Origin of the sequence: Stenotrophomonas sp. GD03877, assembly GCF_029840555.1 — a bacterium.
Taxonomy (GTDB): Bacteria; Pseudomonadota; Gammaproteobacteria; order Xanthomonadales; family Xanthomonadaceae; genus Stenotrophomonas; species Stenotrophomonas geniculata.
The window spans coordinates 71,814-94,526 of record NZ_JAOCCT010000020.1 but is presented as its reverse complement, the minus strand read 5'-3'; the positions used below and the strand labels follow the sequence as shown (position 1 = coordinate 94,526).

The 22,713-nt window shown below is 66.7% G+C and carries 18 protein-coding genes; 2 read left to right on the top strand and 16 right to left on the bottom strand.

The annotated features are described in order from the left end of the window. Nucleotides 1–705 precede the first annotated feature (705 nt). Together N5D20_RS15380 and N5D20_RS15375 are read left to right on the top strand one after the other, a co-directional pair. Nucleotides 706–3,783 carry a TonB-dependent receptor gene (locus N5D20_RS15380; protein WP_197579987.1) on the top strand — a complete coding sequence of 1,026 codons (3,078 nt, stop codon included), beginning with the start codon at nt 706–708 and terminating at the stop codon, nt 3,781–3,783. 199 nt (nt 3,784–3,982) lie between these two features. Continuing rightward, nucleotides 3,983–4,177: a heavy-metal-associated domain-containing protein gene (locus N5D20_RS15375; RefSeq protein WP_043397244.1), complete on the top strand. Its 195-nt coding sequence runs from the start codon at nt 3,983–3,985 to the stop codon at nt 4,175–4,177. 79 nt (nt 4,178–4,256) lie between these two features. On the opposite strand, the gene cueR is transcribed toward N5D20_RS15375, so the two are convergent. From cueR to hisG, 16 genes are all read right to left on the bottom strand, one after another. Next, on the bottom strand, nt 4,257–4,712 hold the full coding sequence (cueR, locus tag N5D20_RS15370) for a Cu(I)-responsive transcriptional regulator (protein WP_197579985.1): 456 nt from the start codon (nt 4,710–4,712) through the stop codon (nt 4,257–4,259). An 11-nt stretch (nt 4,713–4,723) separates the two neighbouring features. Beyond that, nucleotides 4,724–7,225, bottom strand: coding sequence for a heavy metal translocating P-type ATPase (locus tag N5D20_RS15365; protein ID WP_197579983.1), 2,502 nt, complete (start codon nt 7,223–7,225; stop codon nt 4,724–4,726). A 128-nt stretch (nt 7,226–7,353) separates the two neighbouring features. Further along, nucleotides 7,354–10,311 (bottom strand): TonB-dependent receptor, encoded by a 2,958-nt coding sequence (locus N5D20_RS15360; protein WP_197579982.1) that lies wholly within the window; start codon nt 10,309–10,311, stop codon nt 7,354–7,356. Between the two features lie 407 nt (nt 10,312–10,718). After that, nucleotides 10,719–11,456 carry a copper homeostasis protein CutC gene (locus tag N5D20_RS15355; protein ID WP_197578802.1) on the bottom strand — a complete coding sequence of 246 codons (738 nt, stop codon included), beginning with the start codon at nt 11,454–11,456 and terminating at the stop codon, nt 10,719–10,721. Beyond that, nucleotides 11,453–12,451, bottom strand: a complete 999-nt coding sequence (locus N5D20_RS15350) for a N(4)-(beta-N-acetylglucosaminyl)-L-asparaginase (RefSeq protein WP_279914702.1) — start codon at nt 12,449–12,451, stop codon at nt 11,453–11,455. Before N5D20_RS15350 ends, N5D20_RS15355 begins: the two co-directional genes overlap by 4 nt. 51 nt (nt 12,452–12,502) lie before the next feature. Beyond that, nucleotides 12,503–13,525 (bottom strand): glucokinase, encoded by a 1,023-nt coding sequence (locus N5D20_RS15345; RefSeq protein WP_197578800.1) that lies wholly within the window; start codon nt 13,523–13,525, stop codon nt 12,503–12,505. Nucleotides 13,526–13,609: 84 nt separating this feature from the next. Next, nucleotides 13,610–13,894: a hypothetical protein gene (locus tag N5D20_RS15340; RefSeq protein WP_054171611.1), complete on the bottom strand. Its 285-nt coding sequence runs from the start codon at nt 13,892–13,894 to the stop codon at nt 13,610–13,612. A 34-nt stretch (nt 13,895–13,928) separates the two neighbouring features. Further along, complete coding sequence (locus N5D20_RS15335; RefSeq protein WP_197578799.1) at nt 13,929–15,518, bottom strand: calcineurin-like phosphoesterase family protein; 1,590 nt, start codon at nt 15,516–15,518, stop codon at nt 13,929–13,931. Nucleotides 15,519–15,616: 98 nt separating this feature from the next. Next, entirely contained in the window at nt 15,617–16,237 is a 621-nt protein-coding gene (gene hisIE, locus N5D20_RS15330) for a bifunctional phosphoribosyl-AMP cyclohydrolase/phosphoribosyl-ATP diphosphatase HisIE (protein WP_049436248.1), read from the bottom strand. Next, nucleotides 16,227–17,003: an imidazole glycerol phosphate synthase subunit HisF gene (hisF, locus tag N5D20_RS15325; RefSeq protein ID WP_005409431.1), complete on the bottom strand. Its 777-nt coding sequence runs from the start codon at nt 17,001–17,003 to the stop codon at nt 16,227–16,229. The genes hisIE and hisF overlap by 11 nt, the downstream gene beginning before the upstream one ends. Continuing rightward, nucleotides 16,997–17,731 (bottom strand): 1-(5-phosphoribosyl)-5-[(5-phosphoribosylamino)methylideneamino]imidazole-4-carboxamide isomerase, encoded by a 735-nt coding sequence (gene hisA / locus N5D20_RS15320; RefSeq protein ID WP_049436249.1) that lies wholly within the window; start codon nt 17,729–17,731, stop codon nt 16,997–16,999. The genes hisF and hisA overlap by 7 nt, the downstream gene beginning before the upstream one ends. Then, complete coding sequence (hisH, locus tag N5D20_RS15315) at nt 17,728–18,330, bottom strand: imidazole glycerol phosphate synthase subunit HisH (protein ID WP_049436250.1); 603 nt, start codon at nt 18,328–18,330, stop codon at nt 17,728–17,730. Before hisH ends, hisA begins: the two co-directional genes overlap by 4 nt. After that, nucleotides 18,327–19,400, bottom strand: a complete 1,074-nt coding sequence (gene hisB / locus N5D20_RS15310; RefSeq protein ID WP_159360073.1) for a bifunctional histidinol-phosphatase/imidazoleglycerol-phosphate dehydratase HisB — start codon at nt 19,398–19,400, stop codon at nt 18,327–18,329. Before hisB ends, hisH begins: the two co-directional genes overlap by 4 nt. After that, complete coding sequence (gene hisC / locus N5D20_RS15305; protein WP_197578798.1) at nt 19,397–20,491, bottom strand: histidinol-phosphate transaminase; 1,095 nt, start codon at nt 20,489–20,491, stop codon at nt 19,397–19,399. Before hisC ends, hisB begins: the two co-directional genes overlap by 4 nt. After that, nucleotides 20,488–21,783: a histidinol dehydrogenase gene (hisD, locus tag N5D20_RS15300; RefSeq protein ID WP_197578797.1), complete on the bottom strand. Its 1,296-nt coding sequence runs from the start codon at nt 21,781–21,783 to the stop codon at nt 20,488–20,490. Before hisD ends, hisC begins: the two co-directional genes overlap by 4 nt. After that, a complete protein-coding gene (hisG, locus tag N5D20_RS15295; protein ID WP_197578796.1) occupies nt 21,780–22,691 on the bottom strand; it encodes an ATP phosphoribosyltransferase in 912 nt (303 codons plus the stop codon). The genes hisD and hisG overlap by 4 nt, the downstream gene beginning before the upstream one ends. Between the last annotated feature and the right edge of the window lie 22 nt (nt 22,692–22,713).

The following is a 22,713-nucleotide window of genomic DNA, read 5'->3' as shown; positions in this document are numbered from 1 at the left end:
CCGGACCCACCCCGCCTTCGACAGATTTCCGCGATCTGCCTGCATTTTTGTAGAGCCGAGCCGTGCTCGGCTCAATTCGTTCCGATGTCGAAATATTCGATTTCGATTGACGTTCATCCACGCATGGCTCGGGTCTACCAATACCCATCCAACCGTCACCGGGAAACTGTCGAAGGTGGGGCGGTGTCGGATTGCGGGGTGTCCGCGGCATGGATGCCGCGGCCAAGCCCCCATGGACGGGTTTACGGCGTCCCCGCAATCCGACACCGCCCCGCCAAGCCACAGACAACCCAGAGCCGCTTTGGCTTTGGCTTTGGCTTTGGCTTTGGCTTTGGCTTTGGCTGTAGACGTCGCCCTGGCTTGAAGCAGGTGCAGGGCGCAGCCCTGCCGACCCACCCTTCCCCTGCGCACGAAAACGATTTCACTGTTTTCAGCAAACCGTCATCCCTTCGCCACGCCAGTACCATATTGCGGAGCAGCATGCGCCCGCGGGCGACCCATGCTAAAAAACGCCCGCCCATCGCTTAGATCGATCCAAGAACGACACTGCGATGGCCGGGAGTTGGGGGAGCAGCAACAGGACGTACCAGGCCACGCGCACGGTGCTACTGCCACTGCATGGCAATAGCGACAATGTCACTTCAAATTAGATCGATTCAAGTTGTCCGTGCCACGTCACCGGATCAATCCAGGAGAGAGGGAGAGATGGGAATGAAGCATTCAACACGTACGCATGGCCAGGACGCACTGGCGTTGGCCATCGCGCTGGCCTTGGCCGCCGCCGTCATTCCGGCTGGCGCCGCCGCGCAGCAGGCCGCTTCCACCGGCTCGCAGGAGGCCACCAATCTGGACAGCGTCCAGGTCACCGGCTACCGCTACGCCATTGAAAAGAGCCTTGAGCAGAAGCGTGACGCCAACGCGGTGGTCGAAGTGATCACCGCCGAAGACGTCGGCAAATTCCCCGACAAGAACGTCGCCGACGCACTGCAGCGCGTGCCCGGCGTGGTCATCACCCGCAGCGGTGGTGAAGGCAAGAGTGTCAGCGTGCGCGGCCTTGCGCCGGACCTGACCCTTACCCAGTTGAATGGCAATTACGTCGCCACGTCGGAAACCAACGACGAGGCAACCCGTTCGTTCAACTACACCCTGCTGCCCTCGAACATGCTGTCCAGCGCAGAACTGTTCAAGTCGCCGGAAGCACGCATCGACGAAGGCGGCATCGGTGGCACGGTGATCCTGCACACCCGTCGTCCGCTGGACATGGAGGCCAATTCGGGCTTCGTCACGCTCGAGGGAACCTCCTCCGATACGCATCACGATATCGACCCGCAGGCGTCGGCGCTGTACTCGTGGCACAGCAAGGATGAGCGCTTCGGCGTACTGATCGGCGTGACCCAGCAGAAGCGCACCACCCGTACCATGGAAGCCAGCACCGAGGACTACCAGTGGTATGGCGCCGGCAAGGCCCGCGATGCCTATGGCAACGTGCAGGCGCAGGATGGCATCCACTACTGGTGGGGCAAGTCCGGTTTCAACAACCAGACCGGCGGCAACTACAGCGATTTCTTCATGCCGACCTCGGTCAATTTCGCGGTGAAGGAAGAAAAGCGCGAACGCAAGGGCGGCCAGCTGACCTTCCAGTTCAAGCCGGTCGACAACGTCACGATGACGGCCAACTACTTCCGCTTCGAACTGCAGGGTGATTACACCCAGAACATGCTGAAGATTCCGGAATGGAGCATGGCCCGCTTCAATGGCGATGGAAACTGGGCCGGTGGACGCCTGCTCAACGGCCTGGACTTCGATCCCAGCGGCAACACCGTTACCGGCGCCCAGTTCGAAAAGCTGGCTGGAAAGACCTACTACTGCAATGAAGACCAGGCCAAGGCTGCCGGCCTCAAGCCCGGCGGCTGGGGCCCGGACGACTGCACGGTTCCGACGCCGCAGCTGACCGGTGGCTACAGCAAGGAAAAGGCGCTGTCGCAGACCGCTGACCTGACCATCGACTGGGACATCAGCCCGCTGTGGAAGGCCTCGTTCACCGGCGGCCGCACCTGGTCCGAAGGTGGTCCGTCGATGAACTTCCGGATGTCGGCCAAGCCGCGCCGCAAGGTCGGCAACGACTACCTGTCGGGCAATCTGTACAGCGCCTGGGATCTGACCGGCACGCCTTCGGCCACCTTCTCGCCCGACCTGCAGCAGCAGCTGATGAACGGCATCGCCGAAGTCGACACCGGCTCGACCGATTCGTCGTGGAAGCGCACCGAGGTCAAGCAGAACTACTTCCAGGCCGAGGTCACCAAGCTGTTTGAATCCGGCTGGCTGGACTCCATCCAGTTCGGTGCCAAGTACCGTGATGGCAAGGTCCACCGCAACACCGGCAACACCTACTGGGTGTGCCCGGGCCGTGACCCGGCCGACTATGACAACAGCCGCTACCAGAGCGGCTGCGATCCGACTGCCGGCGATGCGCAGCCTGGCTTCTTCCTGTCCAACCCGATCAGCAACATCGCTGGTGGCTTCAATGCCAACGTGTTCCCGGGCATCAACTACCCGGCCTACATCGACTACCTGAACAAGACCTACGGCGGTTCGCACAACCGTACCGAGGAAGACTTCGTCTACAACGTCAACGAGAAGATCTATTCGGGCTACTTCCAGGCCAACTTCCGCACCGAGCGTCTGCGCGGCAACGTTGGCGTGCGCGTGGTGCGCACCAAGCAGTTCGCGCAGTCCTCCGACTCGATCGAGAAGTTCAACGACTACTTCCTGGACAACGCGTCCGGCGCGCCGATGGCGTGTACCGATCCGGCCGCTGCAGCCTACCCGACCTACAGCTGCGAGAGCGGCTTCGTGCGCCTGCCGCACGACCTGGCGCAGAGCAAGACCTACAGCCTGATCGGCGTGGATCGCACGTACACCGACGTGCTGCCGAGTTTCAATATCGCCTGGGACATCACCGACACGCTGGTGCTGCGTGGCGCCGCATCGAAGGTGATCGCCCGCCCCGGCTACACCGACATCGCAGCACCGGGCGCACTGAGCTATTACAGCGAAGAGTACGTCAATGATCGCCGCGTTGCCGGTGGCGCTTCGACCGCAGGCTGGGTGGGCCAAGGCAGCAACAAGCAGCTGGAACCGTTCAAGGCCACCCAGTTCGACCTGGGCCTGGAGTGGTACTTCCAGCCGGGCGCAGTCGCCGGCGTCGGCCTGTTCCGCAAGAACGTGGACAACTTCACTTTGCCGGTGGTGCGCGACACGCCGATGGTCATCAACGGTGAAGCGGTGAACGTGCAGCGCTACGAGACCCAGGCCAATGGCCGCGATGGTGTGTCGCAGGGCGTCGAGCTGTATGGCCAGTACACCTTCGATTTCGGCTTCGGCGTGCAGGCCAACTACACCTACAACGACACCAACCTGGCCTCGATTGTTCTGGACGGCCAGGAAATCGGCTCCTCGCCGCTGGTTGGCAGCGCCAAGAACCAGGCCAACGTCACGGTGTTCTACGAGAACGAGAAGTTCCTCGCGCGCGCTTCGTTCAACCGTCGCGGCCAGGTGGTCGGCGGGCTCAACAATGGCCTCACCGTCTACACCGAACCGTATGACCAGCTGGACCTGAATGTTGCCTACAACCTGACCCCGGACTGGACCCTGACCGCCTCGGTGATCAATGCCACCAAGTCCGAGCAGCGCGTGCACCTGGGCAATGACACCAAGGCCCGTCTCGTCTCCAACACCTACGCAGGCCGCCAGCTGTACTTCGGCGCGACCTGGAAGTTCTGAAGCACCACGGGTTGCGCGGGTTCGCCCGGCGCAACCCACGCCCTGCTCCGGCGGGCACGTTCCTCCACGGCAGCCACGCTGGTACAGGTGGCTGCCGTTTTTTGTCGGCGCCTTGCCTGTCGTTCAGCCCAGCACTTGACCCTGCCATCGTTGGAAGGTGCACACTGACTCCACCCCAAGAGCACCGAAGGAGCTACAAATGGAATTCCATGTTGAAGGCATGACCTGCGGCGGCTGCGCGCGCAGCGTGGCCAAGGCGATCGAAGGCGTGGACCCGCAGGCCAGCGTGCAGGCAGATCCGGCCAGCCGTCGCGTGCAGGTGCAGACCTCGGCCAGCGAAGCGCAGATCGTGGCAGCGTTGAACGATGCCGGCTTCCCGCCGCGCGCGCCCTGATCCCCTGCCCCGCATCGACAACGAAACCCGCCAGGTGCGACGGCACCGGGCGGGTTTTTTCATGCCTGCGTTGTCGTGCTCAATGCCTGCGCGCGCGCCGCCGCACCGCGCCGCTCTTCGGCGTTTCGTCCGGCACCTGCGTCTCTTCGTCTTCGCCCAACCGCTGCAGGATCGGGCATTCCGGGCGCTCGTCGCCCGCACAGCAGCTGATCAGCGACTTCAGCGTGTCGGCCATCTGCCGCATGTGCTCGATGCGCTGTTCCAGATCGGCAATGTGCTGTTCGGCCAGATGCTTCACGTCGGCACTGTGCCGCGAGGTGTCGTTCCACAGGCCCAGCAGATCGGTGATTTCGGCCACCTGGAAGCCGAGATCACGCGCGCGGCGGATGAAACGCAGGCGATGGATGTCCGCCTGCGAATACGCCCGGTAGCCAGACTCGGTGCGGTCGGCCGCAGGAATCAGGCCGATCTGTTCGTAGTAGCGGATCATCTTGGCCGAAACGCTGGAGGCCTTGGCGGCTTCACCGATGTTCATGCACGTCTCCTTCAATGGGTTGCGGCCGGGGCGTCCGCCATCGGTGCCTGGAAGCGGCGCAGGCGCAGTGCATTGCCCAGCACGAACACGCTGGACAGCGCCATCGCACCGGCCGCGAACACCGGCGACAGCAGCACGCCCCAGACCGGGTACAGCACGCCGGCCGCTACCGGGATCAACGCGGTGTTGTAGGCGAAGGCCCAGAACAGGTTCTGCCGGATGTTGCCCAGCGTCGCCTTGGACAGCGCGATGGCATTCGGCACGCCCTGCAGGTTGCCCGACATCAGCACCACATCGGCCGACTCCACCGCGATATCGGTGCCGGTCCCGATGGCCAGGCCGACATCGGCTTCGGCCAGTGCCGGCGCATCGTTGATGCCATCACCGACGAAGGCCACGTGGCCATGCGTAGCCTTCAGGCGGCGCACCGCTTCGACCTTGCCTTCCGGCAGCACTTCGGCCACCACCTCATCGATGCCCAGCTGGCGCGCGATCGCCTGCGCGGTACCGGCGTTGTCGCCGGTGATCATCGCCACCTTCAGGCCCAGCTGATGCAGCGCCGCGATCGCGGCCGGCGTGCTCGGCTTGATCGGATCGGATACCGCGATGATCGCGGCCAGGCGGCCGTCGATGGCGGCATACAGCGGCGACTTGCCCTGGGTGCCCAGCTCTGCCGCCAGCGTCGCAAACAAAGTGATGTCCACGCCCAGATCGCGCATGAAACGATCAGCCCCCACCTCCACGCGCGCGCCATCAATGCTGGCACGCACGCCCATGCCGGTGACCGATTCGAAATCGGCCATCGCCGGCAACGCGATGCCCTGCTCGGTAGCCGCATCCACGATGGCGCGGGCGATCGGATGCTCCGAGCGCGATTCCACTGCGGCCACTGCCGCCAGCACCGTGCTGCGATCGAAACCGTCCGTGATCTCGAAGTCGGTCAGGCGCGGGCGGCCCTCGGTCAGCGTGCCGGTCTTGTCCACCGCCACCACCTGCGCGTCCTTCAGCAGCTGCAGCGCTTCACCCTTGCGGAACAGCACGCCCATCTCCGCGCCACGGCCGGTACCGACCATGATCGAGGTTGGCGTGGCCAGGCCCATCGCGCAGGGGCAGGCAATGATCAGCACCGCCACCGCATTGACCAGCGCGAAGCTCAGCGCCGGCGATGGTCCGAAGATCAGCCAGACTGCGAAGGTCGCCAGCGCGGCCAGCATCACCGCCGGCACGAACCACAGCGTGACCTTGTCGACCACCGCCTGGATCGGCAGCTTCGAGCCCTGCGCCTGTTCGACCATGCGGATGATCTGCGCCAGCATCGTCTGCGCGCCCACCGCCGTCGCGCGCACCGTCAGCGCACCCTTCTGGTTGACCGTGCCACCGACAACGCTGCTGCCCGACTGCTTCTCGACCGGAATCGGCTCGCCGCTGATCATCGACTCGTCGATGTAGCTGCGACCGTCGACCACCTCGCCATCGACCGGCACGCGCTCGCCCGGGCGTACTTCCACCACGTCGCCGCTCAGCACTTCATTGACCGGGATGTCGACGGTGCGGCCGTCACGGATCACATGGGCGACCTTGGCCTGCAGGTTGACCAGACGCTTGATCGCCTCGGAGGTACGGCCCTTGGCGCGGGCCTCAAGGAAGCGGCCGAGCAGGATCAGCGCGACGATTACCGCTGCCGCTTCGTAGTAGACGTTCACCGTGCCCGGCGGCAGCAGCCGCGGTGCAAAGGTCGCTACCACCGAATAACCGAACGCCGCGGCGGTGCCCACCGCCACCAGTGAATTCATGTCCGGCGCAAGCCGCAGCAGCGCCGGGAAACCCTTCTGGTAGAAACGGCGGCCGGGAATGGCCAGTACCAGCAGGGTCAATGCGAACTGCAGATACCAGCTGGTCTGCATGCCAATGGTGGCCATCACCCATTCGTGCATGCCGGGAATCAGGTGCGAACCCATCTCCAGCACGAACACCGGTAGCGCCAGCGCGGACGCCACGATCAGATCGCGTTTCAGTTCGGCGCGCTCGGCATCCTTCTTTTCTGCAACCTCATCGTCGGACTGCACGCCGGCCTCGATCAGGTGTGCGGCGTAGCCGACCTTGTCGATGGCCGCCACCAGCGCGTCAACGCCTGCCACGCCGCGCACGGTCGCACGCTCCGTCGCCAGGTTCACGCTGGCCTGGCTCACGCCTGGCACCGCCAGCAGCGCGCGCTCCACGCGACCCACGCAGGAGGCGCAGGTCATGCCTTCCACGGCCAGTTCAACGGTGGCAGCCGGCACGTCGTAGCCCACCCGCTCCACCGCCTGGATCAGCGCCGCGCGATCAACCGGACCGGAGGGCCGGATGTCCGCGCGCTCGGTGGCGAGGTTCACAGAGACACTGCCGACGCCCTCGACCTTGGACAGCGCTGCCTCGACCCGGCCGACACAGCTGGCACAGGTCATGCCCTCGATGGGCAGGCTGATGGTGGCGGGGCTTGCGGGGGCTGCAATGGCGCGGGGCGTGCTCATGATCGGATTCCCGGGGTTCCTTCTGGATGCGGACAGGCTAAACCTTGCCATCGTGGGAAGGTCAAATCCAGCCGCCCCGTCCAGCCGGTAGCGCCGGGCCATGCCCGGCGTACCGCCCGCTATCCGCCTCAGAAGGTGAACACGTACTCCAGCGCGAACTCGCGGCCCACCGCGCCGAGCAGGCGGGTAGGGGCGAAGTCATAGTCCAGCTTGTACGGATCCTTGTGGTTCCAGCTGGCCGAATTGAACACGTTGTTGACGTAGACGTTGACCTTGGCGCGTTCGGTCACCTGGTAGCCCATGTTGAAGTTCCAGGTGATGAACGGCCCGACCCGCCCGTAGTAACGCGTGGTCTGCTGGCCGGCGTTCGGGTTCGGGTTGGGCGAGCCATCCGGACGTGTTGCCGGTTCCAGGCAGTTCAGCGACGGGCTGTCGCTGGGCACATAGCCATCAGCGAACGGCAGGCAGCCACCCGGGTTGTTCAGGCGATCGGTGCCCCAGTGGTAGCGCACGCCCGGCACCGAACCGATGCGGTCGGCATAGACATTGGCGTTCCAGTTGCCGCGCTGCCAGGCCAGGCTCGCGCGCAGCTTGCTGCGCAGGTCGCGGTCACGACGCTCCGGGTTCGGGTCGTTGGCGTAGCGCTGTTCCTTGGTCGAGATCTGGTTGGTGTAGTTCAGGCCCAGCTGGAAGCTGCCCCACTGCGCGGTTTCCAGGCGATAGCGCGCGGTCAGGTCGATACCGCGCACTTCGCGGCTGGCCAGGTTGAACGGCCCGCGCTCGATCGATACCAGACGGCCGTTGCTGTCGCGGTTCACGCGGGCCAGGATGCCGGCGCAGTATTCGCCACCGGCCGGATTGGCCCACGGTGTACCGTCGATGTTCTTGCCGGTCAGGCAGCCGGCTTCGCTGGCCAGCACCTCGTCGGCGCCGACGTCGACGATCATGTCTTCCAGCTTGATCGCCCAGTAGTCGGCACTGACCGACAGATTGGGCATCACATCCCAGACGAAACCGACCGTCCACGAATCGCCGGTTTCCGAACGCAGCAGTGGCGTGCCGCGGCGGTTCACGTCGAAGGTGTACCAGACGTCGGTGTTGCCCACGCCGCAGTTGTTGACCAGGTAAGCGCCGCTCTGGATGCAGCGCAGGCGGTCATAGGTCTGCACTTCGGAGCTGCTCGGCTGGCCCAGCAGGTAGTGCATGTCCGGCGCATGGAAACTGGTGGCGTAGGAGCCACGCACCAGCAGCGACTCCACCGGGCGCCATTCCAGGCCGACGTTCCAGGTGGTTTCCTTCTGGCTGCCGATGTCCAGCGCTTCGCCGCTGTTGTCAGCCTTGTAGTTGCCATAGCGGTCATAGCGCGCGGCCGCAGTGGCGGTCACGCTCTCCAGCAGGGGGATCTTGAACTCGACGCCGGCCGAATAGCGGGTGCGCTCGCCGCCGCCGCGATCAACGTTCTGCAGGTCGAAGTCGATACCTGCACGCGGATCGGGGCTGAGGTGATAGCCCTGCTGCGCGACTTCGGCCACTGCCGCGAACGAAATCGGACCCGCCCATCCTTGGAACAGCTCGCCGGTGATGTCCGCCGAAGCCTGGTTGACCCACGATGATGCGCGGTTCCTCGCCACCGTGCCCATCTGCCAGTACTGGTCCGGCGTCAGCGGATTCCACCAGCGCGATTCGTTCAGTGCGTAGATCGCCTCGCCATCGGCGGTGGTGCCCAGCTTCGGACCCAGGAAGTATTCATACGACTTCTGCTTGTCGACCACGTTCTGCCGTTCTTCAACGCGGTAGTAGGAACGCCCCACTGTGGTGCTCCAGTCGAAGCGGTCAGCGAGGCGGCCACGCAGGCCGGCGCTCCAGTCCCAGGACAGTTCGCGGTTGGTGTTGCGCAGCGTATCCAGGCCACCGACTTCATTTGGCGTGAACTGGCGCACGCCCAGGATCGGGCGGTTGCGGTTGGCATCCCAGTAGTAGCCGTTGTCGTCGTCGATCAGCGACACGCTCGGCGGATTGGTGCCCCAGATCGCTTCGGAGCGGTAGACGGCCAGGTTGGTCCAGGCCTGCAGGTCATTGCTGAAGTCGAAGGTGGCATACAGGTTGCCGGACACGTTCTCGGCACCGCCCGTAAGCAGCCAGTTCGCATAGTCCGCACTCATGCCGCACAGGCGGCCGGTGTTGGTGATGGTGTTGGCGGCGTAGTTGTAGACCAATCGATCGGCGGTGTAGTACTCGCCGTCGAACTTCTCGCAGGTGCCGGTGGGCGGCGCCAGGCGCTGGCCGGTGGTCGGATCGATCAGCGCCAGGCCGGCGGTGGGACGGAAGCCGACCTTGCGTTGTTCCATGTTCCAGGACGGATACGGTGCATCATCGGCATCGTCCATCTGCGGGCGGTCACGACCGAACAGCGGGTCGCGCTTGGTGTACTGCAGCGCGTAGGTCACGCTCCAGTTGTCGCCGGTCTTGCCGCCGGCCCAGGACAGGTCCCAGGTATCACGGCCGCCTTCGGTGGAGGTGCCACCGCGTACGCGCACTTCATCGCCGTCGTAGTTGGTTTTCAGGATGACGTTGACCACGCCGGCGATCGCATCCGAACCATAGATGGCCGAGGCGCCACCGGTCAGCACTTCGATGCGCTCCACCGCCGCGGCCGGAATGTTGCCGTAGTTGGAGAAGTTGGTTTCACCGCCATACGGCAGCGGGTAGTCCGCCACGCGACGGCCGTTGACCAGCAACAGCGAGCGGTTCGGGCCCATCCCGCGCAGGTTCAGGCCGCTGGCATTGGGCGTATGCGAGCCCCACTGCGAGGCGGCTTCAACAGTGCCGGTCGCTTCGGTGAGGGTCTTCAGCGCGTCGTACACGCTGACGAAGCCTTCCTTCTGGATCTGCGCGGCAGTGATCACATTGACCGGTGCCGGGCCTTCGACACTGGCGCGCTTGATGCGCGAGCCGGTGACGGTGACCGCATCGAGATCCTTGGTGGACGAGCTTGAGGCTTCCTGCGCACTGGCAGCCAGGGGAAGCAGGGCCAGGACCAGGGCCTGGGACAGCAGGTGACGGCGCTTGCGGACGATCTGAGCCATGGGTGGTTGCTCTTCGAAAGTGTGGACGCACGGACGGGTGGTGGCGCGGCACTACGGCTGATCCGGGCGCTTGGATCGGTTCAAGACCGTCGCGGCGCCCTCCCCTGTGGATCGATCCAAACTAAAGCACAGCTGAACCATGCACGGCATGCGGCGGCGCACAAACCGGCGACGGCGTGCCGTTGTTGGCTACCGGTATCGATAGTAATCAATGGGTTGCGGACTATCGCTGAGAGATCGGCGCAGGAATGCATGACACGATTGCGACAATCACGCGCGGAACTATTTTGTCCGCGGCGTCGCGTGCGGCCGGCAGCGGGTCGTTGTAGAGCCGAGCCCGCGCTCGGCTGCTGTTGTTCGCCGCAAAGAGCAGCCGAGCGTGGGCTCGGCTCTACAGAAGAAGCGGGTTACCTTGCGCCGTCCAGCGCCTGCCGCAGCGCGGCCACGGTCGCGGTGCTGGTCTGGCTCCAGTCCGGATCCAGTCCGCGCAGGGCCGGATTCTGGAACTGCATGGCCGAGCGCCGCAGGCCCTTGGCCGACGCGTGCAGCTCGCTGCAGCCGCTCTTCCGCGCGACCGAGGCAATGTTGGCCGGGCCCAGCCCCGCGCCGGCCATCACACCGATGCGCCCCGCCGCTTGTGTGACCAGACCCGCCAGCACATCGGCACCGGCCTCGGCGCTGACCTGGCCGCCCGAGGTCAGCACGCGCTGGCAGCCCAGTCCGATCACCTGTTCCAGTGCTGCTGGCAGGTCGCGGGCCGCATCAAAGGCGCGATGGAAGGTCACCTGCAACGGCCCGGCGGCCTGCACCAGTTCACGGCACAGCGCCAGGTCGATACCGCCCTGCACATCCAGCGCGCCGATCACCACGCCATCGCAGCCCAGCGCGCGGCACTGCGCGATGTCACGCAGCATCAGTTCGGTTTCCAGCGCGTCGTAGTGGAAGTCGCCCGGGCGTGGCCGCACCAGCACGAACAGCGGAATCGACAGGCGTTCGCGGGCCATCGCGATGCTGGCGAATGACGGCGTGGTACCGCCTTCGGCCAGGTTGTCGAACAGCTCGATGCGGTCGGCGCCGCCGGCCTGCGCGGCCAATGCCGAGGCCAACGAGTTGCTGGCGATCTCCAGGGTGAGCCGCTTGCTCACGCCTGCGTGCTCGTGTAGATCGACGGCGAAACGCGCAGCTCATCCTGGCGCTGCGCATCACACACGGCGTAGACGAAGCCGCGATGCAGCGCGTAGGCGCCCACCTCGCCCTGCTTGTTCATGGCCAGGAAGCACACCTGCAGGGTCTTGCTCGCCTCCGGCCGCTTGCGCACCACACGGTCGATCGCCTCGCGACATGCCTGCGCGGGCGAGCGCCCCTGGCGCATCAGCTCGACCACCAGGAACGAAGCAGCGTTGCGGATCATCTCCTCACCTACGCCCGAGGCGGTGGCCGCACCCACTTCGTTGTCGACATACAGGCCGGCACCGATGATCGGGCTGTCGCCGACCCGGCCGTGCAGCTTCCAGGCCATACCGCTGGTGGTGCAGGCACCTGCCAGATGGCCCTTGGCATCCAGCGCCAGCATGCCGATGGTGTCGTGGTTGTCGCTGTTGCCGGGAATACCACGGCGCTCGGCATTGATCTGTGGCTGGTACTTCTCGGTCTTCAGCCAATCGCGCCAGGCCGCTTCGGCCTGCGGCGTCAGCAGGTGCTTGCGCTCGAAACCCTGCTGCACCGCGAACTGCTGCGCGCCCTCGCCCACCAGCAAAACATGCGGGCTGTTTTCCATCACTTTGCGGGCTACCGACACCGGATGCAGGATGTCGACCAGCGCAGCCACTGCGCCACAACGGCCATCGCCATCCATGATGCTCGCGTCCAGGCTCAGCACGCCATCGCGATCCGGGTTGCCGCAATGACCGACGGTAGGGTTGCACAGCTCACTCTCGGCCCAGCGTGCGCCCGCTTCTACCGCATCCAGCGCACTGCCGCCCTGCGCCAGCACCTTCCATGCGGCCTGGTTGGCCGGCACGCCAAAGTCCCAGGTCGAAACCACCTTGGCCCCACTCTGCGTGCGCGCCTGCACGCCCGGCAAAGCCGCCATGCCTGCGGCCAGTGCGCCGGCCTGCAGGAACTGCCTGCGATCCACCATCTTCCCCTCCCAGTCTGCAATGCACGGCCGGCCCGATGCCGGCCGTGCCGATCAGTCGTGCGTGGGCTGTCGTGCGGCGTGCCAGACCGCTGCACCGAGTACCCCCAGCTGGCCATGCTCCACGCGCCATACCGGCACCTGGCGCAGCACCTCGGTCAGCACGCCCTTGTTGAGGAAGCGCTCACGGAAACGGCCATCGGCCAGGAAATCCCGCACGTGCGCGGAAATGCCGCCGGCCAGGTACACCGAACGTGCGCCGACGGCGATCGCCGCGTCGCCGGCCAGGCTGCCCAGCCAGGCGCAGAACACCTGCAGCGTCTCCACCGCCAGCGCATCCTCGCCGCCGCGGGCGGCGCCGATCAGCGCCTCGGTGCTGGTCCACACCGGGGTGACGCCGCGCAGCTCGCACAGGCACGGGTACAGGTTCATCAGGCCACTGCCGGACAGCACGCGCTCGTTGTCCACGTGCGCCCAGCGCTGCAGCAGCTTGCCCAGCACCTGAAGTTCCAGCGCGTTGCCGGCGCCGAGCGCGGCATGGCCGATCTCGCTGGCCAGCACCGGGCGCTCGCCATCGGCGAAACGCAGCGCGGCGCCCAGGCCGGTGCCCGCGCCCAGCACCAGCGCCGGGAACGCCTGTGCCGGATCAGCGTCGCCGTTCAGTGGCACCAAGGTTTCCGGCTGCAGGTACGGGATGGCCAGCGCCACCGCTTCGAAATCATTGATCAGCTGCAGCTCATGCAGCCCGGACTGCGCGCGGGTGGCCGACAGCGAGACCGTCCACGGCAGGTTGGAATTGATCAGTACATCGCCATCGAGCAGGCCGGCGATGGCCACCACCGCAGTCTGCACCGGCTGGCCAAGGCCTGCGGTGAAATCAGCCAGGATCGCGGCCAGGCTGGGGTGCTCGGCGCAGGCATAGGTGCGATGGCTGCCCAGCAGCGGCGCCTGGCCGGGTTGGGTTTCAGCCAGCGCAAGGCGGGCGAAGGTGCCGCCGACATCGGCGACCACCAGACAGCGCGGAGGACCGCCGCGGGCGGAGTCGGAGGAAACCGGGGACGCTGCTGCGATGGTCACGCTGGCCTGCTTGGATCGATTGAATCGCCCCGATTCTCAGGCATCGGGGCGGCTTTGCCTAGCACGCCGATGATTCAGGTTGGCCTACATGCCTTCCTGTTCGGCCACCTGCACACCATCCACCAGCACGCGCAGCCGCTGCGGGCGGAAGCCGGCAAACAGCAGCGGCCGGGTGCGCTCGACCAGCACTTCATGGCCGGCGATGTGGCGCAGCCACGACTGTACCAGCGAGAACGAGAAGTGGGTGCCCGGATGCAGCGGGTGCTGCACCCAGACCGTCTCGGAGGCGCTCTGCAGCTGCATCGCGCCGGTGAACCAATGGCGGCTGAGGGTCACCGGCGTGGTGCCGGCCATGAAGCGGATATCCATGCGGGGTCCTTTCGCTGGGGCCGTGATGCGGAGGTCAGGGCTGGGCAGTCTGCAGGCTGTAGCGGGTGCTGGCGGTGAACACCGCACCGTCGGGCTGGGTGGAGCGCACCTCGACCTTGTGGCTGCCCACGGCCAGATCGGTCGGCAGCGCGCCACGCCACAGGTGCGGCGATGCGGTGGCCTCCGGCGAGCGGTCGTAGCCACGCAGGCTGTCAGCCAGATCGTCGGCCACGTTCTCTACCATCAGGCGCGGATCGGGCTGGCTGACCTGCTTCATCGGCTGCCAGGCGCCGCCATCGACGCGGTACTCGACCACGCTGGCATCCTCACCCATGTAGACGTTGGCATAGATGCCCCACGCCGGGTAGGCCCCCTGGCGCAGCACCTTCGGTGCGTGCAGGCCGATCTGCTCGCTGGCCGGTTTGCCGGCCACGCGGTACTGCAGTTTGTAGCTGCCATTGCCGGCCACGTCGAGCAATGCATAGCCCTTCGGCGTGCCATCGCTCATGGTGCTGTCCGGCACGCCGGCGGCATTCTTTACGCCCGACCAGAACGCGCCGCAGTTGGCACCCACGTTGTATTCGTGCAGCGGCTTGTCGCCGTTCCAGCCCTCGGCCTTGCCGTGGTAGACGTGCTGCTGGGTGTGGCTGTGGCCGCTCAGCACCAGCACGTTGCGGAAATCCTTCAACAGGTCGAACAGGCGCTGACGGTCAGCATGGCGGAAGGTCTCGCGACCCGGTGCGGCGTCGAACAGCGGGATGTGCATGCCCAGCACCAGCAGGCGGTCCTTGTGCAGGCCCTTCAGGTAGCTGGCGAGGAAGGCGAACTGGTCTTCGCGCAGGCCGCCGATGTACTTCGGCTTGGCCTTGGGGTCGTACACCACGTCGTCCAGGAACACGAAACTGGCGCCACCCTCCTCCACCGCGTAGGTATCCGGGCCGTAGATGTTGCGCCAGCTGTCCAGCGAGTGCTCATCGCTGGCGGCATCGAAGTCGAGGTCGTGGTTGCCCGGCACATGGAACCACGGCACGCCAAGTTCGGTGGTGACCTTGTTGATCGCCGGATACAGGGTCAGGTCATCGTTGACGATGTCACCCAGGGTGGTGCCCATGCGCGCCTTGGTCTGACCGACCAGCGGCGCCACGATCGACTGCTGGTAGTAGCCGATGTCCTTCAGGCTGGCGGTCTGCGAATCGGTGAACACCAGCATCTGGAAACCACGACGGCTGTCATGGCGATCCGACTGCAGGGCGAAATCCCAGTTGCGGGTGACGTCGCTGGTGGCGGCAATGCCACCGTACTTCAGCGCCGGCGAACCGTTCGGACGGTAGTGGCGCCAGAACGAGGGCAGGCCATCGGCCGCCTTCGGGAAGGAATACGCATCGGGCTTGATCACGAACACGGTCTGGCCATCACGCACCGGCAGGCTGTAGCTGCCGTCGGCGGCGGTCTTGACGAGGGTCTCGCCGTTGGAGACCTGCACCCCGGCCAGGCCCGGATCGGTCGCACCGCGACCCGGCCGGCCGTCGCGTTCCAGATAGACCTTGCCGGTGACCACAGTGTCCGCGGCCCAGGCCGGCGAGGTCAGCAACAGGCAGCACAGCCAGGCGGCAGGCAGTTTCATGGGCGGTCCGGGAAAGAAGAAGACCCTCTATTGTAGAGCCGAGCCAAGCTCGGCTGCATTGCAAAGGTGGGTGCGGACCGCTGGTCCGCACGCCTTCCTCAACGATGGCGCTTTTCCAGCACCGCCCGCGCATCCTCCAGCGACAAACCACGCGCGCGCAGCAGCACCAGCAGGTGGTACAGCAGGTCCGATGCCTCGCCCAGCAGCGCTTCATCGTCCTGCGCCACCGCCGCCAGGGCTGTCTCCACGCCCTCCTCGCCCACCTTCTGCGCGATGCGGCGGATGCCGCCCTCGAACAGGCTGGTGGTGTAGCTGCCCGGTGGCCGCTGCGCCTCGCGCATCGCCACCAGCTGGCCCAGCCCGCCCAGGAAGTCCTTCGGCGCCTGGTCGAAACAGCTCTCGGCGCCGGTATGGCAGGTCGGCCCGGCGGGACGTGCCATCACCAGCAACGTATCGGCATCGCAGTCGACGCTGATCGACTGCACCACCAGCACGTTGCCGGACTGCTCACCCTTGGTCCACAACCGTTGCTTGCTGCGGCTGAAGAAAGTCATGTGGCCGATGGCCAACGTGGCCGCCAGCGACTCTGCGCTGACATAGCCCAGCATCAGCACCTGCAGGGTATCGGCATCCTGCACCACCGCCGGCAGCAGGCCGTCGCCCTTGCCCCAGTCCAGCGCCTGCAACGCGTCCAAGGACGGCCTGATTTCAATAGACATCCCGCACCTCGATCTGCTGTCCGCGCAGGTAGCGCTTCAATTCTGGAATGGCGATGGCGCCGCTGTGGAACACGCTGGCAGCCAGCGCGCCGTCGACGTCGGCCTGGTCGAAGGCTTCGGCGAAGTGCTCCATCGCACCGGCACCGCCAGAGGCGATCAACGGTACCTGGCACAGTGCCCGCGCCTGCTGCAGTTGCACGACATCGTAGCCACGGCGCACGCCGTCGCTGTCCATGCAGTTCAGCACGATCTCGCCGGCGCCCCGCCGTTGCGCCTCGACAATCCAGTCCAGGGTGCGCAGTGGCACCGCCTGGGTCTTGTCCGGGTCTCCGCTGAAACGGCGCACCCGCCACTGGCCATCCGCTTCGCGCACCGAATCGACACCGACCACCACGCATTGCACGCCGAACTCGTCGGCCAGTTCTGTGATCAGTTCGGGACGGCCCAGCGCAGGCGAGTTGATCGACACCTTGTCGGCGCCGGCGAACAACACGCGACGCGCAGTTTCCACGCTGTCGATGCCACCGGCCACGCAGAACGGAATGTCGATCAGCCGCGCGATGCGCTCGATCCAGGCCACGTCCACTGAGCGCGCCTCGGGGCTGGCGCCGATGTCATAGAACACCAGCTCGTCGGCGCCCTGGTCACGGTAGCGCTGCGCCAGCTCGGCGATATCGCCCATGTCGACGTGGTCGCGGAAACGCACGCCCTTGACCACGCGGCCATCGCGCACGTCCAGGCACGGAATGATGCGCCGGCTCAACATGCCAGTGCCTCCGCCAGGTCCATGCGCTGCTCCAGCAGCGCCTTGCCGAGGATGGCGCCGCCGCAGCCGGCGGCACGGGCCTCGGCCACATCGGCCACGTCGCGGATGCCACCGGAGGCCTGCACCGCCACACCCGGCAGCAAGCCCGACAGGTGCTGGTAGAGGCCGATGTTGGGCCCGGCCAGCATGCCGTCGCGGGCGATGTCGGTGCACAGCAGGTGGCGCATGCCGGCGCGCGCGTAGCGCTGCGCCAGCTCATCCAGGGTTACCCCGGCGTTCTCGGTCCAGCCGTGCACCGGCAGCTGCCATTGGCCCTGCGCATCCTGACGAGCGTCCAGCGCAATGGTGATGCGATCGGCGCCGAATTCCTCCAGCCAGCCGACCACTTCATCGGGACGACGCACGGCCAGCGAACCGACCACCACGCGGCCCGCGCCGGCATCGAGGATGCGCGCTACATCGGCGCGGCCGCGCACGCCACCACCGGTCTGCACCTGCAGCGGCGTCTGCGCGCGGATCGACGACAGCAGCGGTGCCAGCGTGTAGCCACCGGCGCGTGCAGCGTCCAGGTCGACCAGATGCATCCACTGCGCACCTCGCGCGGCGAAGGCCCGCGCGCGTGGCAATGGATCGTCGCCATAGGTGGTTTCCTGCGCGTAGTCGCCCTGGCGCAGCCGCACCACGCGGCCATCGCGGATATCCAGCGCGGGGTAGACGATGAAACTCATGCAGCGGTGCCCTCGAGGAAATTGCGCAGCATCAGCGAGCCGGTCTCGCCGGAGCGCTCGGGGTGGAACTGTGCGCCGTAGTAACGCCCCTGCTCCACCACGGCAGTGAACAGGCCACCGTGGTCGCAGGCAGCGACGGTGTGGGTATTGAGCGGCGCCGCATAGCTGTGCACGAAGTAGGCGCTGGCGCGCTCCGGTACACCGCGCAGCAGCAGCGATTCGCGCAGCGGCAGCAGCCGGTTCCAGCCCATGTGCGGCACGCGGATGCCGCAGGCCGGCACCAGCTTGCGCACCACGCCGGGAATCAGCCCCAGTGTCTCCACGCCCGCTTCCTCGGAGCGTTCGAACAGCAGCTGCATGCCGAGGCAGATACCCATCAGCGGCACCTCCAGTCGCTGCAGCGGCTCGACCAGGCCTTGCGCGTGCAGGCGCTGCATGCCTGGACCAGCCGCACCGACGCCGGGCAGGATCACCCGCTGCGCGCCGGCCAGCCCATCGGCATCGCGCACCAGCCGAACGCTTGCGCCGAGGCGTTCAAGCGCATAGCGCACCGAACCAAGATTGGCACCACCCGCGTCGATCAGCGCGACGTCGCTCACAACGCCCCCTTGGTGGAAGGCAGCGCGGTGCCCTGCCGGGCCAACGCTGGACGCAGCGCACGCGCCAGCGCCTTGAAGCAGGCCTCGACCTTGTGGTGATCGTTGTCACCGCGCACCTGCAGGTTGAGGTTCAGGCCGCTGGCATCGCACAGCGAACGGAAGAAGTGCGGCACCAGCTCGGTCGGCATGTCGCCCACCCGCTCGCGCTTGAACTCACCCTCGAACACGAAGTACGGCCGGCCGCTGAAATCCAGTGCCGCGCTGGCCAGGGTCTCGTCCATCGGCAGGGTGAAACCGTAGCGACCAATGCCGCGCTTGTCGCCCAGCGCCTCGCGCAGGGCCTGGCCCAATGCGAGCCCGGTGTCTTCGATGGTGTGGTGCTCGTCGATGTGCAGGTCACCCTCGGCCTGGATGTCCAGCGCGAAGCCACCGTGCTTGCCGATCTGTTCCAGCATGTGGTCGAAGAACGGCAGGCCGGTGGAGATGCGTGCATCGCCCGCACGATCCAGGTCCAGCTCAACGCGGATCTTCGTTTCCTTGGTATTGCGCTGGACTACTGCGGTGCGTGGCGCGTCGGCCAGCGCGTGGGCGATGCCCGGCCAGTCCCACTCGCCACCGAACTGCTCGGTGCGCAGCTGGAAACCGCGGATGTTGAGGTTGTCGGCAAACTGCAGATCGGTGATGCGGTCACCCACCATGCCGGAGCGTGCCCAGTCGATGCTGCGATCCTGCAGGTAGGCGGTCATCAGGCCGATGCCCGGCTTGCGGGTCGGCGCGTTGTCCTGCGGCCAGCTGCAATCGATCAGCACGTCACGGAAGGTAATGCCCTGGCTCTCGAAGATCTGCAGCATCAGCTCGTTGGGGCCATCGAAGCTGGCACGTGGGTAGCTGTCGCTGCCCAGGCCATCCTGGTTGGTGACGATCACGAACTGGTAGCCGGCATCCCGCAGCTTCAGCAGCGCCGGGATCACCTGCGGCACGAAGCGCAGCTTCTCGTAGGCATCGATCTGGAAATCGGACGGCTCCTCGATGAGGGTGCCGTCGCGGTCGATGAACAGGATCGGGGTCATGCTGCGGCCCTCCGCGCCGACAGGGCCGCAAGCACGCGGTCGTTCTCTTCGGGGCTGCCGATGCTGATGCGCAGGGCATCGCCCAGTTGCGGCGCGGCGCGCTGATCGCGCACCACCACGCCAGCAGCCAGCAGCGTATCGAACGCGGCCTGGGCATCCGAGAAGCGGACCAGCAGGTAGTTGCCGGACGAGCGGTACACGCGACGAACGCCGGGCAGGCCGGGCAGCGACGCGAACAGGCGTTCGCGCTCGGCGATGACCGTGGCCACGCGCTCAGCAGTGCGTGCCAGCGCGGCCGACTGCAGTGCCTGCACGGCCAGGTCCGCGCATGGGGTCGGCACGGGGTACGGTGCTTGGCAGCGGCGCAGCACGGCAATCAGCTCCGGTGCGGCGATAAGGGTGCCGATTCGGGCCGCGGCCAGCGCGTGCGCCTTCGACAGCGTACGCAGCACGGCGACGTTGGCATGCGCGGTCAGCAGCGTGGTTGCCGACGGGCGTTGTGCGTACTCAACATAGGCCTCGTCGACCACTACCAGCGCCTGCCCGCGCAGAGCAGTGGCCACCCGCTCGATCTCGTCCAGGCCGATATCGCTGCCGGCCGGGTTGGACGGTGCGCACAGGAAGACCAGCTTGGCGTTGCGCGACTTGGCCGTATCGATCACCGCATCCAGATCCGCACGCAAACCGTCTTCGGTATCCACCAGCGGCACTTCAAGCAGTGCGGCGCCCTGCAGGCGTGCACAGACCGCGTACATGCCGAACACCGGCGGTGTGACCAGCACGCCATCGCGGCCCGGCACGCACAGCGCGCGCACCAGCAGATCAATGGCTTCGTCGCTGCCGCGACCGATCAGCAGCTGCTGTGGCGTCACGCCGTACAGCGCCGCCAGTCTCTCGCGCAATGCCAACGGCTGCGGTTCGGGATAGCGCCGGCTGCTGCCTGCGGCATCAGCGGGATTGGCCCAGGCCGACTCATTGGCGTTCAACCAGACCTCGCCCTGCACCGCCGCACTGCGCGCCGAGCTGTAGCCGGCGAAGGCCTGCAGATCCGGGCGCACCAGTGCCAGCACGTCATCAATGGCGGCGCTCATGCGGCGGCCTCCATGCGCAGGGCAACCGCACGTTCGTGCGCGTCCAGGCCTTCAGCGCTGGCCATGATGCGTGCGCAGCCGCCGATTGCCGCCAGGCCGGCGGCGCTGGCGCTCTGCACGCTGATCAGGTTCTGGAAGCTGGCCACGCTGACACCACTGTAAGCACGCGCGGCACCGGCCGTGGGTAGCACGTGGTTGGTGCCGCTGCAGTAGTCGCCCAGTGCTTCGGGGGTGTAATCCCCCAGGAACACCGAGCCGGCCGCCTGCACCTTGTCCAGCCACGCGCGCGGGTCGCGCAGGGCCAGGATCAGGTGCTCGGGCGCATAGCGGTTGCTGATCGCGAAGGCTTCGTCCACCGAATCGACCTGGATCAGGCGCGAGGCCGACAACGCCTGGCGTGCGATCTGCTGGCGCGGCAGCAGGGCCACCTGGCGCTCCACTTCGGCCTCGACCGCCGCCAGCATCGCGGCATCGTCGGTCAGCAGCAGCACCTGCGAATCCGGGCCGTGCTCGGCCTGAGACAGCAGGTCGGCGGCCACGAAGGCTGGATTGGCGCCGGCATCGGCAATCACCAGCACCTCCGAAGGACCCGCCGGCATGTCGATGGCGGCGGCGCCGTCCTGTGCCACCTGCTGTTTGGCTTCGGTCACGAAGCTGTTGCCGGGCCCGAACAGCTTGTCGCAGGCCGGAATGCTGGCCGTGCCGTAAGCCATGGCCGCGACGGCCTGCGCGCCGCCCAGCTTGAATACACGCTGCACGCCGGTCAGGCGCGCGGCCACCAGCACCGCCGGATCCGCGCTGCCATCGGCGCGCGGCGGCGTGCACAAGACCACCTGCGGGCAACCAGCCAACCGTGCCGGCACACCCAGCATCAGCGCGGTGGACGGCAGCGGCGCACTGCCGGCCGGTACGTACAGGCCGACCCGGCCGATCGGCCGCAGCATGCGTTCGCAGACCACGCCCGGTGCGGTCTCCACGGCATAGCCCTTGCCCATGCCAGCCTCATGGAAGCGCGTGATGCGCTCGGCAGCTTCGACCATCGCCTGGCGCAGTTCGGCCGGCACCGCCGCTTCGGCGGCCGCGAACTCGGCTTCGGACACTTCAAAGGAGACCAGCTCGACACCATCGAAACGTGCGGTGATCGCACGCAGCGCGTCGTCGCCCTGCCCGCGCACCTGGGCGATCAGCGTAGCCACCGCGTCACGGGTCTGTTGCGCCACGGTCTGCACCGGGCGGGTCAGCGCCGCGCTGCGCGCGGCCTCATCAAGTTGCGACCAGATCAGACGGTTCATGCCAGCGACCGCTCCACGCTCAGTACCATCAGGCCTTGCGCACCCGCGCGCTCAAGTTCCTCCATGCGCTGCCAGCTCAACGGGCCGGGGCACATGGTCTGCAAGCGCAGCGCGCCGCCATCGGCCGGCAGCCGCACCAGCGGCTCGGCATCGGCCAGCAACTGCGACAGCGCATCGACGCGATCCTCGCTGGCGCGGAACATCAGCAGCTTGCGGTCCTGGCGCTGCACCACGCCGTCGAGACGGCGCAGCAGCATCGCGCGCAGCGACGCGCGAGCGTCATCCGGCACGCGCACCGCGCCAGCCAGCACCGCCTCGCTGTCGAGCAGGTTGTGCACGGGGGTCAACTGGTTGCCGCGCAGCGTGGCGCCGCTGGAGACCAGGTCGCAGATCAGGTCGGCGGTACCCAGGCGCGGCGCGATTTCCACCGACCCGGACAGCTCGACCACCTGCGCATCCACGCCCTGCTCATCCAGCCACTGCTTGAGGATGGCCGGGTAACTGGTGGCGATGCGGGTGCCGGCCAGCTGCGCCGGGCCCTGCCACTGCCATTCCTCGGGCACCGCCAGCATCAGCCGGCACTGGCCGAAGCCCAGCCCGCGCAGCGCTTGATAAGCATCCGGCAGGCCGATCTGGCGACGCGCCGCGGCCTGCTCATCCAGTTCATTGCGGCCAACGATGCCGAGGTCGCAGACGCCGTCGGCGATCAGGCCGGGAATATCGTCGTCGCGCACCAGCAACAGATCCACCGGCAGCGATTCGCCGTAGCAGAACAGCTTGTCGCGGCTCTCGCGCCAGCTCAGGCCACAGGCGCTGAGCAGGTTGCGGGCGGGCTCGGCCAGCCGGCCACTCTTCTGGATGGCGATACGCAACCGGTCTCGTGCCGGCGCTGCCTGGGTTGCACTCATGGGGGAGGTCTCGAAGTTCGGA